Here is a 14,546-nt window from a genome sequence, read left to right on the forward strand (position 1 = left end):
CGCGGTGCGTTGCCGGCCCAAAGCGTTTATACTCTCCTTACGGCTGCTGGCCGTGAAGGGAGATATGCAGCGATGCTGCACGACTGGGGCGTAATCGCCGCCGCGTTCGCCTATATCGGACTGCTGTTCGTCGTCGCCAGCTATGGCGACCGCCTGTCGCCGAGCCAGCGCGGCCGCGCCGGCATGCTGATCTATCCGCTGTCGCTGGCGATCTACTGCACCTCCTGGACCTTCTTCGGTTCCGTCGGCTTCGCCACCCGCACCAGCGTCGACTTCCTCGCAATCTATGTCGGCCCGATCCTGATGATCGGGCTTTGCACGCCGCTGCTGCGGCGCGTGATCCAGCTTGCCAAGTCGCAGAACATCACCTCGATCGCCGACTTCATCGCGGCGCGCTACGGCAAGAGCCAGGCGGTCGCCGGCACGGTGGCGATGATCGCGATCGTCGGTTCCGTGCCCTACATCGCGCTGCAGCTCAAGGCGGTGGCGTCGTCGCTGGAGACGATCCTGAGCGAGGACAAGCTGTTCTCCTCGATCCCGATCATCGGCGACATCGCGCTGGTGGTGACGCTGGCGATGGCGGCATTCGCGGTGCTGTTCGGCACCCGCCAGACCGACGCCACCGAGCACCAGCACGGCCTGATGCTGGCGGTCGCCACCGAATCCATCGTCAAGCTGGTGGCCTTTCTCGCCGCCGGCGCCTTCGTCACCTTCTGGATGTTCACGCCCGTCGAGCTGATCGAACGCGCGATGAAGACGCCGGAGGCGGTGCGCGCCATCAACTATGCGCCGTCGATCGGCAATTTCCTCACCATGACGCTCCTGTCGTTCTGCGCGATCATGCTTCTGCCGCGACAGTTTCACGTCAGCGTGGTTGAGAACTCTAGCCCCGAGGAGGTCAGCCGCGCCCGCTGGCTGTTTCCGCTCTATCTGATCGCCATCAACCTGTTCGTGATTCCGATCGCGCTCGCCGGCCTCGTTACCTTCCCGTTCGGCGCCGTAGACAGCGACATGTACGTATTGGCGCTGCCGATCGAGGCGGGTTCCCCGTTGCTGAGCATTGCCGTCTTCGTCGGCGGCCTGTCGGCCGCGACTGCGATGGTGATCGTGGAATGCGTCGCGCTCTCCATCATGGTCTCGAACGACATCGTCTTGCCGCTGGTGCTGCAGCGCAGCCCCGCGACGCGCCACGGCAGCAAGGATTTCGGCGACTTCCTGCTCAGGATCCGGCGCTTTGCGATCTTCGCCATCATGGTAATGGCGTATTTCTACTATCGCGCGCTCGGCAACGCGCAACTGGCGGCGATCGGCCTGCTGTCGTTCGCAGCGCTTGCCCAACTGGCGCCGGCCTTCTTCGGTGGCCTGTTCTGGCGCGAAGGAACCGCACGCGGCGCCATGACCGGCATGCTGGTCGGCTTTGCCGTGTGGGCCTATACGCTGTTTCTGCCGAGCTTCCTGGAAGGCAATCCCACCGGCCTGCTGCTGCTGCAACACGGACCATTCGGCATCGAGGCGCTGCGTCCGCGGGCGCTGTTGGGCGCCGATCTGCCGCCGCTGATGCATGGCGTGCTCTGGTCGCTCTCGCTCAACATCCTGACCTACATCGTGGTGTCGATCGCGCAACGGCCGTCGTCGATCGAACGGCTGCAGGCGGACCTGTTCGTACCCAACACGCTGACGCCGATCACGCCGACGTTCCGGCGCTGGCGGACGACCGTTACCGTGCAGGACATCCAGAGCACGGTGGCGCAATATCTCGGCCCCGAGCGCGCCGCCCAGGCCTTCCAGACCTTTGCCGCCGATCATCCCGGCACTCTCGATCCGGCCGCGCCGGCCGATTTCGAATTGCTGCAATTTGCCGAACGCCTGATCGCCTCCTCGATCGGCGCGGCCTCCTCGCGCCTCGTGATGTCGCTGCTGTTGCGCAAGCGCACCGTCTCCGCCAAGGCCGCGCTGAAGCTGCTCGACGATTCCCACGCCGCGCTGCATTTCAACCGCGAGATCCTGCAGACCGCACTCAACCATGTGCGCCAGGGCATCGCAGTGTTCGACGCCGATCTGCAACTGATCTGCTCGAACGCGCAGTTCGGCGAAATTCTCGCGCTGCCGCCGCAACTGGTGCAGCTCGGCATTCCCTTGCAGGAAATCCTCGAATTCATGGACGCGGTCAGCCCGTCCGGCGCCGGCGATTCCGATGCGCTATTGGCGCGGCGGCTGGAGGCCTACACCACCGTGGGCGAGCCCTATCTGGAGCGCCTGCCCGACCGTCACATGGTGATCGAGGTCCGTTCCAACCGGATGCCGGGCGGCGGCCTCGTCATCACCTTCTCCGACGTCACCCCGAGCTTCGAGGCCGCCGAAGCGCTGGAGCGCGCCAATGCGACGCTGGAAAAGCGCGTGCGTGACCGCACCGAGGAATTGACGCGCCTGAACTCGGAACTGGCGCAGGCCAAGAGCACCGCCGAGGACGCCAACATCTCGAAAACCCGGTTTCTGGCGGCGGCCAGCCACGACATCCTGCAGCCGCTCAATGCGGCACGGCTGTATGTGACGAGCCTCGTCGAACGGCAGAACGGCGGCGAGGATTCCCGCCTGGTCGAGAACATCGACGACTCGCTGGAGGCGATCGAGGAAATCCTCGGCGCGCTGCTCGACATCTCGCGACTCGATGCCGGCGCGATGGCGACCTCGATCACCAGCTTCAAGATGGCCGATCTGATGCGCTCGCTGGAGATCGAGTTTGCGCCGATTGCCCGCGCCAAGGGGCTGGAGCTGACCTTCGTGCCCTGCTCGCTGCCGGTGCAATCCGACCGCTCGCTGCTGCGCCGGCTGTTGCAGAATTTCATCTCGAACGCGATCAAATACACCCCGCGCGGGCGCGTGCTGGTCGGCTGCCGCCGCCACGGGCAATCGCTGCAGATCGCCGTCTACGACACCGGCGTCGGCATTCCCGTGATGAAGCGCGGCGAGATCTTCAAGGAGTTCCACCGCCTCGAGCAGGGCGCGCGGATCGCCCGCGGCCTCGGCCTTGGATTATCGATCGTCGAGCGGCTGGCGCGCGTACTCAACCACGGTATCGCGATCGACGCCAACGCCAGCGGCGGCTCGGTGTTTTCGGTGACGGTTCCGGTCGCCAAGGGAGTCAACCATACCGCCGCCGTCACCAGCGCGACGCCGCTGTCGAAGACGCCCATGAGCGGCGCCCTGATCGTCTGCATCGAGAACGATCCGGCGATCCTCGACGGCATGAAGACATTGCTGACCGCCTGGGACGCCGAGGTGATCGCGGTGGCCGACCCGGAAGCCGCGATCGCCGCGATCGAAGCTTCCGGCAACAGCGTGACCGGCCTGCTGGTCGACTATCATCTCGACCGCGGCAACGGCGTCGCCGCGATCCGCGAGATCCGCCGCCGCTTCGGCGAAAACATTCCGGCCATCCTGATCACGGCCGACCGCAGCCCGAACGTCCGCGCCGCCGCGCGCGAGGAGAACATCGCGATCCTCAACAAGCCGGTGAAGCCGGCCTCGCTCCGGGCGCTGCTCGGCCAGTGGCGGGCGCAGCAGATGGTGGCGGCGGAGTAGACGCCGACATTGCGGGCCACCGGGTCGCGCCAATGCGCCCGATGACAGGCTCCGCGAAGCAATTCATTATCACCGCACGCACGGAAAGACGCATTGCTTCGCTAGAAGAATGATGAAATTAGGTTTGATTGCGACCACGAAGAAGGTGCGCTCCCTCTCCCGCTTGCGGGGGAGGGTTGGGGTGGGGGGTGTCTCCCCGGGCGAGACTGCCCGAGTGGAGAGAGCCCCCACCCGGCGCTTCGCGCCGACCTCCCCCGCAAGCGGGAGAGGTGAAGCGCGTCTGCGGCCAAATCGATCTGACCAAAAATCATCATGCTCGCTAACGCCCGCAACGACGGTGGGAATCACCCCGTCGGCGTGCCCTGGCGCCACTGGCCGCCGGAGATCTTTGCCGCCGCGATCACCGCCTGCGTCCGGCTTTCGACGCCGAGCTTCTGCAGGATCGCCGAGACGTGCGCCTTGATGGTCGCTTCGGAGACGCCGAGCTCATAGGCGATCTGCTTGTTGAGCAGCCCCTCCGATAGCATCATCAGCACCCGCACCTGCTGCGGGGTCAGCGTCACCAGGCGGTCGCGCAGCCGCGTCATGTCGGGGTCGGTGGCCGAGGAGAGATCGGTGTCCGGCGGCACCCAGACGTCGCCCTCCATCACCTTCATGATGGCGTCGCGCAGCGTCTCGACGCCGAAGCGCTTGGGGATGAAGCCGGAGGCGCCGAAATCGAGCGACCGCCGGATCGTACCCGCATCGTCGCTCGCCGACACGATCACCACCGGGATCGCGGGATATTGCGCCCGCAGGTAGATCAACCCCGAGAAGCCCGAGATCCCCGGCATCGTGAGATCGAGCAGGATCAGGTCGACGTCGGAATCCCGCTCGAGCAGCGCGGTGAGTTCGTCGAACGTGCCGGCTTCGCTGATGGCGGCCGAAGCCACGACACTGGCAACCGCCTGTCGCAGAGCGTCGCGAAAGAGCGGATGGTCATCGGCGATGACAAGGTGGGTATTGGCAGCAGCGATCATCTGTTCCGGGCGCCGACAAGAGGTCGGGAAAGCATGCAAGTCGTTGCTGATTGACAGCAATTTGATTGTCCACTGTCAGGAAGCGACTTGCAAGGCAACCTTTCCCGCGTCCCGCAAAAGCAGTTAATCGGCGCCGATTCCTCGCGAATGGTGCAACGCAAAAAATGAACAATTGAGGATTTGGGCCGCGCCGGCCGAGCCCCAGGGAACTCGGAGAATGCTTCGCTTTCGAAAAGACGCGTAGCGTCAATCCTTGAACAGGAGATCGCGACCGAGCTCATCGATGGTGGAGACAGCATCGAGTGCCGCACGCAGCCGATCGAGGTCACGGCCCGACAATCGCTTCAGGGCAACCGCGTTGGAAGGCGGGATGCCGTGGGCGATGTCCTCAACCTGCTGCGACAGGATGAGATCGAGAAAGGTGCCCTGGGCTTCGCCAAGCGCATCGAGATCGCTCTCGCTGGCCTGAACCCTCGCCTTCACGCCGGCCAGTCGCGCCGACGTCGACCGGTCCATGACGTGATAGCGGATGGCCATCGCGCGCACCCATGCGACGAGACCAAACAGTCCGGCCGCCTTGAGGTCGATACGGCCGGCGACCGTGCGGATCCCGCCGAAAAATTTCAGGCTCGCCGGAACGCTGACGTTCTCGACCAACAGTTTGATAAACGCGACCTGGCCTTCGGCCGCCGCGAAGGCCGCCTGACGCACGGCAACGGCAAGGCCACCGTCGCCGTGAACCGCCCGCAGGTCGAAGAAGATATCGACGGACAACAGATCGGCGGGACTGGAACGTGTGATCCACTTGTCGACGCGATCCCGCCATGTTGCCACCGAGCCGCGCCAAAGCGCGTTCTTGGCCATGACACCGCCCTTGCAATAGGGCACGCCGACCTCGTGCAGGATATCGGCGACGTGCGTCCCGAGTTCGGCAAACCAACGATCCTCCTCGCCATCGGGCCCGCCCTGCGCGAAGATCACGGCGTTGTCCTGATCCATCGCCAACAGGCTCTCGCCGCGTCCAGCCGATCCGAGCACCAGCAGCGCATACTCGCACGGCGGCCCGCCTCGGCCGCTCTCCCGCATCATCCGCTCGGCGATCACCGCGGCCTGACGGGAAAGAGCGCCCAGTTCCAGGGAAATCACTTCGGCGATATCGCGACCGGACAATCCTTCTGCCAGAAGCATTCGCGCGACGCGCGGCAACTGCGCCCAGGCCGCTGACAGCGCGTGCGCGTCGCCAGCATCGTCGATCTCCTCGCCGAGCGATATGGCATCGCCCGCGCGCAGGCGCAGCAGATCGCGCGTCGACAATGCACCCGCCACGTGGCCGGCGTCGTCGACAACACCGAGATGGCGGGTCTTGAGACGATTCATCCGGGCGATCGCGCGATAGACAAGCGCATCCGCCGGGACCGCTGCCAGAGGCGTGCTCATGATCTCGGCGATTGGTCGCTGCAGCGCCGGGGCACCGAGCCGGGAGACGGCGCGCAGCACGTCGCGCTCCGTCACGATACCTGCCTCAGCCGCCCTGACTTCCGGGCCCGGCTGCGGTCCGCGCACGTAAATGGCCGATATCTTCTCGTCCGCCATTTGCGCCAGCGCTTCGCCGACCGTGGCATCCGGAGCGACGAAGACCGCCGGCGTCCGCATGATGCCGCCGACGCGGTGGCGGAACGCATAGCTATCGAAGCGCTGCAGGGTTTGCTCGGAATCGAGGCGGGCCGCTGCGTCGACCGCCTCGATCCAGCCGCTGCGCACCTGATCGTCGAGCACGGCGGTGAGCGCGCGACAGGCGCGTTCGGCTTCGGCAACGGTCCGGATGCCGTGTTCGCGCAGCTTCGGTACCAGCGCCAGGAATATCCGCGCCGTTGTGATTGCATCGCCCAGTGCGGAATGCCGGTCGACCATGTCGATGCCGAGCCAGGCGGCCAGCTTCTCCAGCTCATAGCCGGCCAGGTCCGGCGCGGCGATCTCCGCAAGTAACCTGGTGTCGAGCGTCCGGGGCCGCGACCATGGCAACCCCGCCAGTTCGCATTCGCGCTTCAGCATCGCGAGATCGAAACCGATCATGTGCCCGATGACGACGGCCCGACCGACAGACGCGTCGAAGCGCGGCCAAACCTCCGGAAAACGCGGCGAGCCGGCCACCATGGCATCGTCGATGCCATGGATGCGTGTCGTCTCGGCTGGGATTGTCTCGCCGGCCGGCCGAATCAATTGACGGAACGAACCGTCGGCAACCAGTTTTCCAGCGGTGAGCCGCACGCCGGCAAGCTCGATCACCCGCGCCTTGCGCGGATCGAGCCCGGTGGTTTCGACATCGATGACAACGGCGTCGAGTGACAACAGCGGGACACTGCCAGCCGTCCTGTCCATCACCCTCCTCCCCTCACCGCCGCACCGTAGTACCGGTCGACAAGCTGGCGTTGGCAATGTGCCTGACGCCCTATTCAAGCAGTGCGCTGGTCACGGCAGGCGCATCGATCCGGTCCACCAGTTCGTCATGGATATTACACAGGCTGACACGCAGGTAATTGCGTGTGGTCTGGAAATCGCGCCCGCGCAGCTTTTCGTGGATCGGCATCATGGCAAAGTAGCTCTCGGCCAGCGGTTCGGGAATGTCCATCACCCGCTTGGGCGCGTGCCCGCCGACCAGGTCGAGCCGATGCGCCAGTTCGCGCCGCGCCTCCTGCCAGGCGGCCTCGCCGATCGAGGGCGGCACCGGATAACGGTCGAACACCGAAAGGACGACCGCGATGATCTGGTCGAGCACCGCCCGGCGCTCTTCCCCGGCGTGCGGACGCAATACGACCTCTACCGTCTCGCCGACCATCGACAGCCCGAGCGGAAAGGCCTGCCAGCGTGCGTGTTCGACCGATTTGGCAAAGCCTTCCTCGGCGAACAGCACCTTGGCGTAATGGCCTGCGCGGGCGCGCGAATATTCGTAGATGCCCTTCTGCACGATGTACGCCGACTGCGCATCGACGAAGTCCGCGAGCGCCTCGCGGTCGCGAATCGGCGGACGGGGACGAAACAGTTTTTCGAACAGCTTCATTGCAGTCTCTTCCTGCGCGGCGACCTCGATCAGCTTGTCCAATTATCCGGTACCTGCAAAGCGCAATGATTCCAATGCGGCATCGCTGTTAGCAGTCGCAACATACTCTACCCCCCGAAAGTATTATTAAGAACTGACTGTTCGTGATGTTAGCCTTCGTTAGTTCCAAACCGGCACAAGAGCGGTTGGGACTGCGGCGCAGGGGGGTGCCGCGCTGACGGGATTGCAATCCCCTCGATCGTTCAATCCCGGCACACTTTGCTGACCGGTGTCTTGAGGGAGGATTTGCAACCCATGGCTAACCCCACAGATCTGAAAGCTAAAGAAGAAGCACATTGGGCGAAGACATCACGCCTGATGTTCACGCATCTCGGCATCTGGTTCTTCTTCGGCTTCGTCATCCACATGTTCGTGAAGCCGCTCAACAATATCGTCATTCCGATCCTCGGTTTCCCGCTCGGCTTCTACATGGCCGCGCAAGGATCGCTCATCGCATTCGTTGTCATGCTGTTCATGTTCGCGAAACAGCAGGACAAGATCGATCGCGAATTCGGCTTTGCCGAGGAAGATTGAGGGGAGCATCGACATGGCCACGCAAGGCGCTGCCACTTCGGATTTCATCAAAAATCTCGGCAGGATGTACGGGACCTACACCGGCGGGTTCCTGGCTTTCATCATCTTCCTCGCGATTCTCGAGCAGGTTGGCGTTCCGAACAAGATCCTCGGCTACCTGTTCGTCTTCTTCACGCTTGCGGTCTACGCCATCATCGGCGTGATGACGCGAACAGCAGAAGTCTCCGAATACTACGTCGCCGGAAGACGCGTGCCCGCGTTCTACAACGGCATGGCAACCGGCGCCGACTGGATGTCGGCGGCGTCCTTCGTCGGCATGGCCGGCACCTTATTCCTGCTGGGTTACGACGGCCTCGCATGGGTGCTCGGATGGACCGGCGGATTTGTGCTGGTGTCGATCCTGATCGGGCCGTACCTGCGCAAGTTCGGCGCCTATACCGTGCCTGACTTCCTGTCGTTCCGGTACGGCGGCAACTTCGCCCGCTTTCTTGGCGTGATCGTCCTTGTCGCCTGCTCCTTCACCTATGTGACGGCGCAAATCTACGGCACCGGGATTATCGCCTCGCGATTCCTCGGAATGCAGTTTGAGCTTGCAGTTTTCGCGGGACTTGTCGGCATCCTGCTCTGCGCGATGCTGGGCGGCATGCGGGCGGTGACATGGACGCAGATCGCACAATACATCGTGCTGATCATCGCCTATCTGACGCCGATCGTGATCCTGTCGACCATCAAGTTCGGGATTCCGATCCCCCAACTCACGTATGGTCAGGCAATCGCGGATATTGGCGCGCGGGAACAGCAAATGCTGGCGGCGGGTCTGACGACAGCCGCGGCGTTGAAGCCGCACATCCAGCCCTTCATCAACTATAGCCCGCTCAACTTCTTTGGGATCATCATGTGCATGATGGTCGGCACGGCTTCGTTGCCGCACATCCTGATGCGTTATTTCACCACCCCGTCGGTGCGTGAAGCGCGCCAGTCCGTGGCGTGGTCGTTGCTGTTCATCTTCCTGCTTTACTTCTCGGCGCCGGCCTACGCGGCGTTCTCGAAGCTGGAAGTCTACACCAACATCATCGGACGGGATCTGACGGCCATCCGCCCTTGGCTGTTCAGCTGGGGTGAGCTGGGGCTGATCCAGATCTGCGGCAAGAACGCAGGCAGCATCGACGCCATCGTTGCGGCGTGCAAGGCGATTGCCGATCATCCCGGCGTGGTCCGGCTGCAGGACTTCGTCATCAACACGGACGTCATCGTGCTCTCCACACCGGAGATCGCAGGCCTTCCCTATGTGATCTCGGGTCTGGTGGCAGCGGGCGGTCTCGCCGCCGCGCTGTCCACCGCTGACGGGCTGCTGCTCGCCATCGCCAACGCATTGTCGCACGACATCTACTACAAGATGATCGACCCCAACGCGCCGACCATGCGTCGGCTCACGGTGGCTCGCGCTCTCCTTGTGGTCGTCGCCGTGATCGCGGCCGCGACAGCGGCAACCAAACCCGGCGACATCCTGGCCATGGTCGGCTGGGCGTTCTCGCTTGCGATGGCCGGGAACTTCCCGGCGCTGGTGATGGGCGTCTGGTGGAAACGCACGACGGCGACGGGTGCGGTCTGCGGCATTATTGCCGGCTTCGGCCTCTGCCTGTTCTATCTCGTGACATCGCGGTACTTCCCGGGCGCAGGCGTGAAGTACTTCGGCATGACCTCGCTGACCAACCCGCTGACGGGGGCGCCGCTGGTCGACATCGCGAAAGCCATGGCATTGCCCAATGCCATGGAAAGCTTCCCCACCCTCGCCCACCCGATGGCCAACAAGGTCGGCTGGTTCGACCTCAACAACATCAACTGCGGCTTGTTGGGAGCTCCGCTCGGCTTCGCCGTCATCTACATCGTCAGCAAGCTCGGCAAGGAGCCATCGGCCGAAATGCAGGCCTATGTCGACGAAATCCGCAAACCGCGCGGCAGGACGGTGCTCGAAGAGAAGACCACCTGAGTGCAGCCGGATATCGGCAAACGGGGCCCCTGCGGGCCCCGTTTTGTTTTCGATGAAGCCATGACATCGCTTGCCCGGAAAGTCGCCACTTGCCATTGTTGGGCACGATCGTGATGTCGTTACCGATCCCGGTTCATCGATTGCTGAAGCGCTGCGGGAGCAACGGACTTTGGATACTGCATCTTCGTTTGCCAGCTATTGGTACTTTCATCTGCCAAACTTCATCCTGGCGGCATTGATGTATACGATGCTTGGCCGGTTCCTGCTCGGCCTGATGGTCGACGCGGATTCGCCGAACTATATCTGGCGGTTCTTTTGCCGGATCACCGATCCCGTGATCGGTGTCATTTCGATCTTAACCCCGAAGATCACTCCTCCCGCAGTGCTATGGCTGTTCGGCTTCGTCTGGTTGTTCTGGCTGCGCGTGGTGTTTCACTACACGTTGCTGGTGTTGAACCTCGCCCCCAGGTTCGGCGGAGCGGCATCATGAACCGCAATTTCTATTTCATCGGAATTGCGTTCTTCGGGATGATCAACGGCATCTTCAACCAGCTCGCACTGATTTTCACGCTGCTGTATGTGCAGATGCTCGCCGGTCCGCTGCTGTTTGGCAGCCTGTCCCTGACGCTGATGGTCGCATCGCTGATGGTCTCGACCGCGACCGTCATCCTCGGCGGCATTCCCGCCGCCATCTACGAGCGGGTCACCGGCGCCTCCGAGTCAAACGACATATCGCTCTGGATCTGGCTTGCCGGAACCGCGATTCTCGCGCTTCCCGCCGCCGGTAACTTTCTCAAGATCGGACTGTAACCGCTGTTGCGCGGTATTGAGGGCCGGACGCGCCGGGACTACGCTGTGGCGAGCTTTTGAATCCGGCAGTTTCCCTTCCTCAACGGAGCGGCGGATCATGGAAGAGATGCGCCGTATCGCCTATGAAACGGTGCTGCGCGCCTGCGGATTCGCATCGCTTGCCATATTTTGCATCATGATTGGCCTGTCTTTTCTTCCGCGGTCTGCTTTCCAGGCAGGCGGCTTTCTCAGCATGGCAATGACCCTCGTGCTCATTCTCAAGGCATGGGAAGCAAGAACAAAGGACCACCGCCGGACCGAGATGTGGCTCTATCTGCCCAAGGAGAGCCGACCGCCTCAGGCACTCGCCCAAAAGATGATTTCGACCATCATGCGGGAGACTTACTTGTCGTTCGCGCGATGGACCGCGATCATCTCAATTGTGATGTGGAGCGTTGCGCTCTTTTTCTCTGTTATTGGACTTTAGTTAGAGACTGCGCCGATAACCGGCGGATTCAACGATCGCTGTGGCCCAATCGACGCAAGGCGGTGCTGTGCCCGCCGAAAGTACTATTGGGCCATCGCCCCCGAACATGTAGTGAGGCGCACAATTACGCGTCGAACTGGCGCAACGCACATCTGCGCGAATATAAAAGGGGAGCGAATCCGAAATGTCTACTGTTGCTATCACATCCGGCAAGGCCGCCGGCATGACGAAGGACGAACGTTTCGTCATCTTCGCATCGTCGCTTGGCACCGTCTTCGAATGGTACGACTTCTACCTTTACGGCTCACTTGCCGGCATCATCGGCGCACAATTCTTCTCGGAATATCCGCCAGCGACGCGTGACATCTTCGCACTGCTCGCCTTCGCCGCCGGCTTCCTCGTCCGCCCGTTCGGCGCTATCGTGTTCGGACGTGTCGGCGACATCGTCGGACGCAAATACACCTTCCTGGTCACCATCCTGATCATGGGCCTGTCGACCTTCATCGTCGGCCTGCTGCCCAACGCCGCCACTATCGGCATCGCGGCGCCGATCATCCTGATCGGTCTGCGCCTGCTGCAGGGTCTTGCGCTCGGCGGCGAATACGGCGGCGCGGCGACCTACGTGGCCGAGCATTCACCGCACGGAAAACGCGGGTACTACACGTCGTTCATCCAGACCACGGCAACGCTTGGCCTCTTCCTCTCGCTGCTGGTGATCCTGTTCACCCGTACGGCGCTCGGCGAGCCTGCGTTCGCTGCCTGGGGCTGGCGCATCCCGTTCCTGCTGTCTGTGGTGCTTCTCGGCGTGTCGGTCGTGATCCGCCTGAAGTTGAACGAATCCCCGGTGTTCCAGAAGATGAAGGAGGAGGGCAAGGGCTCGAAAGCGCCACTGACCGAAGCCTTCGCCAACTGGAGCAATGCCAAGATCGTCATTCTGGCACTGATCGGCGGCGTGATGGGTCAGGGCGTGGTCTGGTACACCGGCCAGTTCTACGCGCTGTTCTTCCTGCAATCGATCCTGAAGGTCGACGGCTACACCGCCAACCTGCTGATCGCCTGGTCGCTTCTGTTCGGCACCGGCTTCTTCATCGTGTTCGGCGCGCTGTCCGACAAGATCGGCCGCAAGCCGATCATCCTGGCAGGCTGCCTGATCGCGGCGCTGACCTTCTTCCCGATCTTCAAGATGATCACCAGCAATGCCAACCCAGCGCTGGAAAAGGCCATCGAGTCGGTCAAGGTCGAGGTGGTCGCCGATCCAAAAGGCTGCGGCGATCTGTTCAACCCGGTTGGCACCCGCGTCTTCTCGGCGCCATGCGACACCGCCCGCGCCTACCTGTCCCAGCAGTCGGTCAAGTACTCGACCTCCTACGGCGCAGCAGGCTCCGGCGTGAAGGTCGTCGTCAACGGCAAGGACATTGCTTACGCCGACGCCAAGGCCTCCAACCCGGCGGTGCTGGCGGCGGTTCAAGCGGCCGGCTATCCGAAGGCCGGTGACGCCGGCATCGTGAAGATGTCGCATCCGTTCGACATCTTCAAACCGCAGATCGCGGCGATCATTGGACTGCTGTTCGTCCTGGTGATCTACGTCACGATGGTGTACGGGCCGATCGCGGCGATGCTGGTCGAACTGTTCCCGACCAAGATCCGCTACACCTCGATGTCGCTGCCCTATCACATCGGCAACGGCTGGTTCGGCGGCTTGCTGCCGGCGACCTCGTTCGCGATCGTGGCCTCCACCGGCGACATCTATGCAGGTCTCTGGTATCCGATCATCTTCGCTTCGATCACCGCGGTCGTCGGCTTCTTCTTCCTGCCGGAAACCAAGGACGTCGACATCACGAAGTAACCGGCTCACGTTCATCAATCACGGACCGGCCGCGGAGCAATCCGCGGCCGGTTTGCTTTTGGGGGTTTTCAGTCCGTCGCGCCAGCGAACTGCAGCACGATCTCGCGGCGGTGCGGCCGCGCACGGTGCTCGACCAGATAGATCGCCTGCCATGTGCCGAGCGCGAGCGCGCCCTGCAGCACCGGGACGTGCAGCGAGGTCGCGGTCAGCATGGTCTTGATGTGCGCGGGCATGTCGTCAGGCCCCTCGGTGTCATGGCGCCAGCCGGCGTTTTCCGGCGCGAGCCGGTTCAGCGCCGTCGTCAGATCGACAAGCACGGTCGGATCGGCATTTTCCTGGATCGTCAGCGACGCCGAGGTGTGACGGATGAACAGCGTCACCGCGCCTTCGCGCGCCCGCGCCTCCGCCACGAATTTTGCGACTTCGGCGGTGAGGTCGGTGAAGCCTGTGCCCGACGTCTGCACCGTCAGCAGCGAGGACACGATGGTGTTGGCGGTGACGGCGGAGGGGGACGTGCGGGAGAAGGACTTTGGTGCGGCCATCACTGCGATCTTCGTAGGGTGGGCAAAGGCGCATTTTGCGCCGTGCCCACCAGTTCTTGCTCGATAAAATCGGTGGGCACGCTTCGCTTTGCCCACCCTACAAACTCAATGGCAATCAAATCTTGCCGTTGACGTCCCGCTGCACGCGGTTGGCCATCTCGATCAGGCGCCGCCAGGCCTTCTCCAGGAACGACATCATGCGATCCATGTCGCGGTCGCTCGGCAGCGGGATTTCGATCTTGCGCTCGCCCTCGGCAATCTTCGGCCCGCCCGGCTTCAGCGAGTCCGATTTCGGCAGCGGCTCCTCGATCTTGCCCGGCACGGTGGGTTCGCGCGAGGCGAGTTCCGATTTCAGCTTTTCATTCTCGGCTTGTAACCGGCCAATGTCGGCCTGCAGACGGCCGATTTCCGAATCCATCGCCGAGCGCTCATCGGGCACCGCGTAGCAGGCCCAGCCTGTGCCCGAATTGGTGCAGGTGGAGACCGCGCCGGTCCTGGTGTCGAGCCGCAATACGCCATCGCCGGCCGGCGACAGCGAATAGCGCCCGTTCTCGGTCTCCGGCATCGGCCCTGCGAACGCCTGGCTGCCGGCTGCGAGACAGAGCGCGAGCGCGACGGGGCTTAAAAATCTCGAGGACGATTTCGCTGTGCGCATGGCTT

General features: G+C 63.1%; 12 protein-coding genes. 7 read left to right on the forward strand and 5 right to left on the reverse strand.

Translation table 11 applies throughout. The features are described from left to right. The first annotated feature begins 72 nt into the window (after positions 1-72). A complete protein-coding gene (locus tag ACH79_RS07510; protein ID WP_161850446.1) occupies positions 73-3,582 on the forward strand; it encodes a hybrid sensor histidine kinase/response regulator in 3,510 nt (1,169 codons plus the stop codon). A 344-nt stretch (positions 3,583-3,926) separates the two neighbouring features. Here the strand turns inward: ACH79_RS07510 and ACH79_RS07515 are convergent, their stop codons facing one another. The 3 genes from ACH79_RS07515 to ACH79_RS07525 all read right to left on the reverse strand — a co-directional run bounded on the left by ACH79_RS07515 (position 3,927) and on the right by ACH79_RS07525 (position 7,701). After that, positions 3,927-4,598 carry a response regulator transcription factor gene (locus ACH79_RS07515; protein ID WP_161856257.1) on the reverse strand — a complete coding sequence of 224 codons (672 nt, stop codon included), beginning with the start codon at positions 4,596-4,598 and terminating at the stop codon, positions 3,927-3,929. Positions 4,599-4,847: 249 nt separating this feature from the next. Beyond that, positions 4,848-6,980, reverse strand: coding sequence for a DUF294 nucleotidyltransferase-like domain-containing protein (locus ACH79_RS07520; RefSeq protein ID WP_161850447.1), 2,133 nt, complete (start codon positions 6,978-6,980; stop codon positions 4,848-4,850). A gap of 70 nt (positions 6,981-7,050) precedes the next feature. Continuing rightward, a complete protein-coding gene (locus tag ACH79_RS07525; RefSeq protein ID WP_161850448.1) occupies positions 7,051-7,701 on the reverse strand; it encodes a hypothetical protein in 651 nt (216 codons plus the stop codon). A gap of 252 nt (positions 7,702-7,953) precedes the next feature. On the opposite strand from ACH79_RS07525, the gene ACH79_RS07530 reads away from it, so the two are divergent. From ACH79_RS07530 to ACH79_RS07555, 6 genes are all read left to right on the forward strand, one after another. Next, positions 7,954-8,232, forward strand: a complete 279-nt coding sequence (locus ACH79_RS07530) for a DUF4212 domain-containing protein (RefSeq protein WP_161850449.1) — start codon at positions 7,954-7,956, stop codon at positions 8,230-8,232. A gap of 13 nt (positions 8,233-8,245) precedes the next feature. Next, entirely contained in the window at positions 8,246-10,222 is a 1,977-nt protein-coding gene (locus tag ACH79_RS07535; RefSeq protein WP_161850450.1) for a sodium:solute symporter family protein, read from the forward strand. Between the two features lie 70 nt (positions 10,223-10,292). After that, positions 10,293-10,712: a hypothetical protein gene (locus ACH79_RS42900; RefSeq protein ID WP_202639197.1), complete on the forward strand. Its 420-nt coding sequence runs from the start codon at positions 10,293-10,295 to the stop codon at positions 10,710-10,712. Further along, positions 10,709-11,032, forward strand: coding sequence for a hypothetical protein (locus tag ACH79_RS07545; RefSeq protein ID WP_161850451.1), 324 nt, complete (start codon positions 10,709-10,711; stop codon positions 11,030-11,032). Before ACH79_RS42900 ends, ACH79_RS07545 begins: the two co-directional genes overlap by 4 nt. Positions 11,033-11,129: 97 nt before the next feature. Then, positions 11,130-11,498 carry a hypothetical protein gene (locus tag ACH79_RS07550; RefSeq protein WP_161850452.1) on the forward strand — a complete coding sequence of 123 codons (369 nt, stop codon included), beginning with the start codon at positions 11,130-11,132 and terminating at the stop codon, positions 11,496-11,498. Positions 11,499-11,721: 223 nt separating this feature from the next. After that, positions 11,722-13,344, forward strand: a complete 1,623-nt coding sequence (locus ACH79_RS07555) for an MFS transporter (RefSeq protein ID WP_371419451.1) — start codon at positions 11,722-11,724, stop codon at positions 13,342-13,344. A 68-nt stretch (positions 13,345-13,412) separates the two neighbouring features. Here the strand turns inward: ACH79_RS07555 and ACH79_RS07560 are convergent, their stop codons facing one another. Continuing rightward, on the reverse strand, positions 13,413-13,886 hold the full coding sequence (locus ACH79_RS07560; RefSeq protein WP_161850454.1) for a secondary thiamine-phosphate synthase enzyme YjbQ: 474 nt from the start codon (positions 13,884-13,886) through the stop codon (positions 13,413-13,415). A 115-nt stretch (positions 13,887-14,001) separates the two neighbouring features. After that, the gene (locus ACH79_RS07565) at positions 14,002-14,541 is read right to left on the reverse strand and encodes a hypothetical protein (protein ID WP_161850455.1); all 540 of its coding nucleotides are present in this window, start codon (positions 14,539-14,541) and stop codon (positions 14,002-14,004) included. Positions 14,542-14,546 lie beyond the last annotated feature (5 nt).

It is taken from the genome of Bradyrhizobium sp. CCBAU 051011 (assembly GCF_009930815.1).
GTDB lineage: Bacteria > Pseudomonadota > Alphaproteobacteria > Rhizobiales > Xanthobacteraceae > Bradyrhizobium.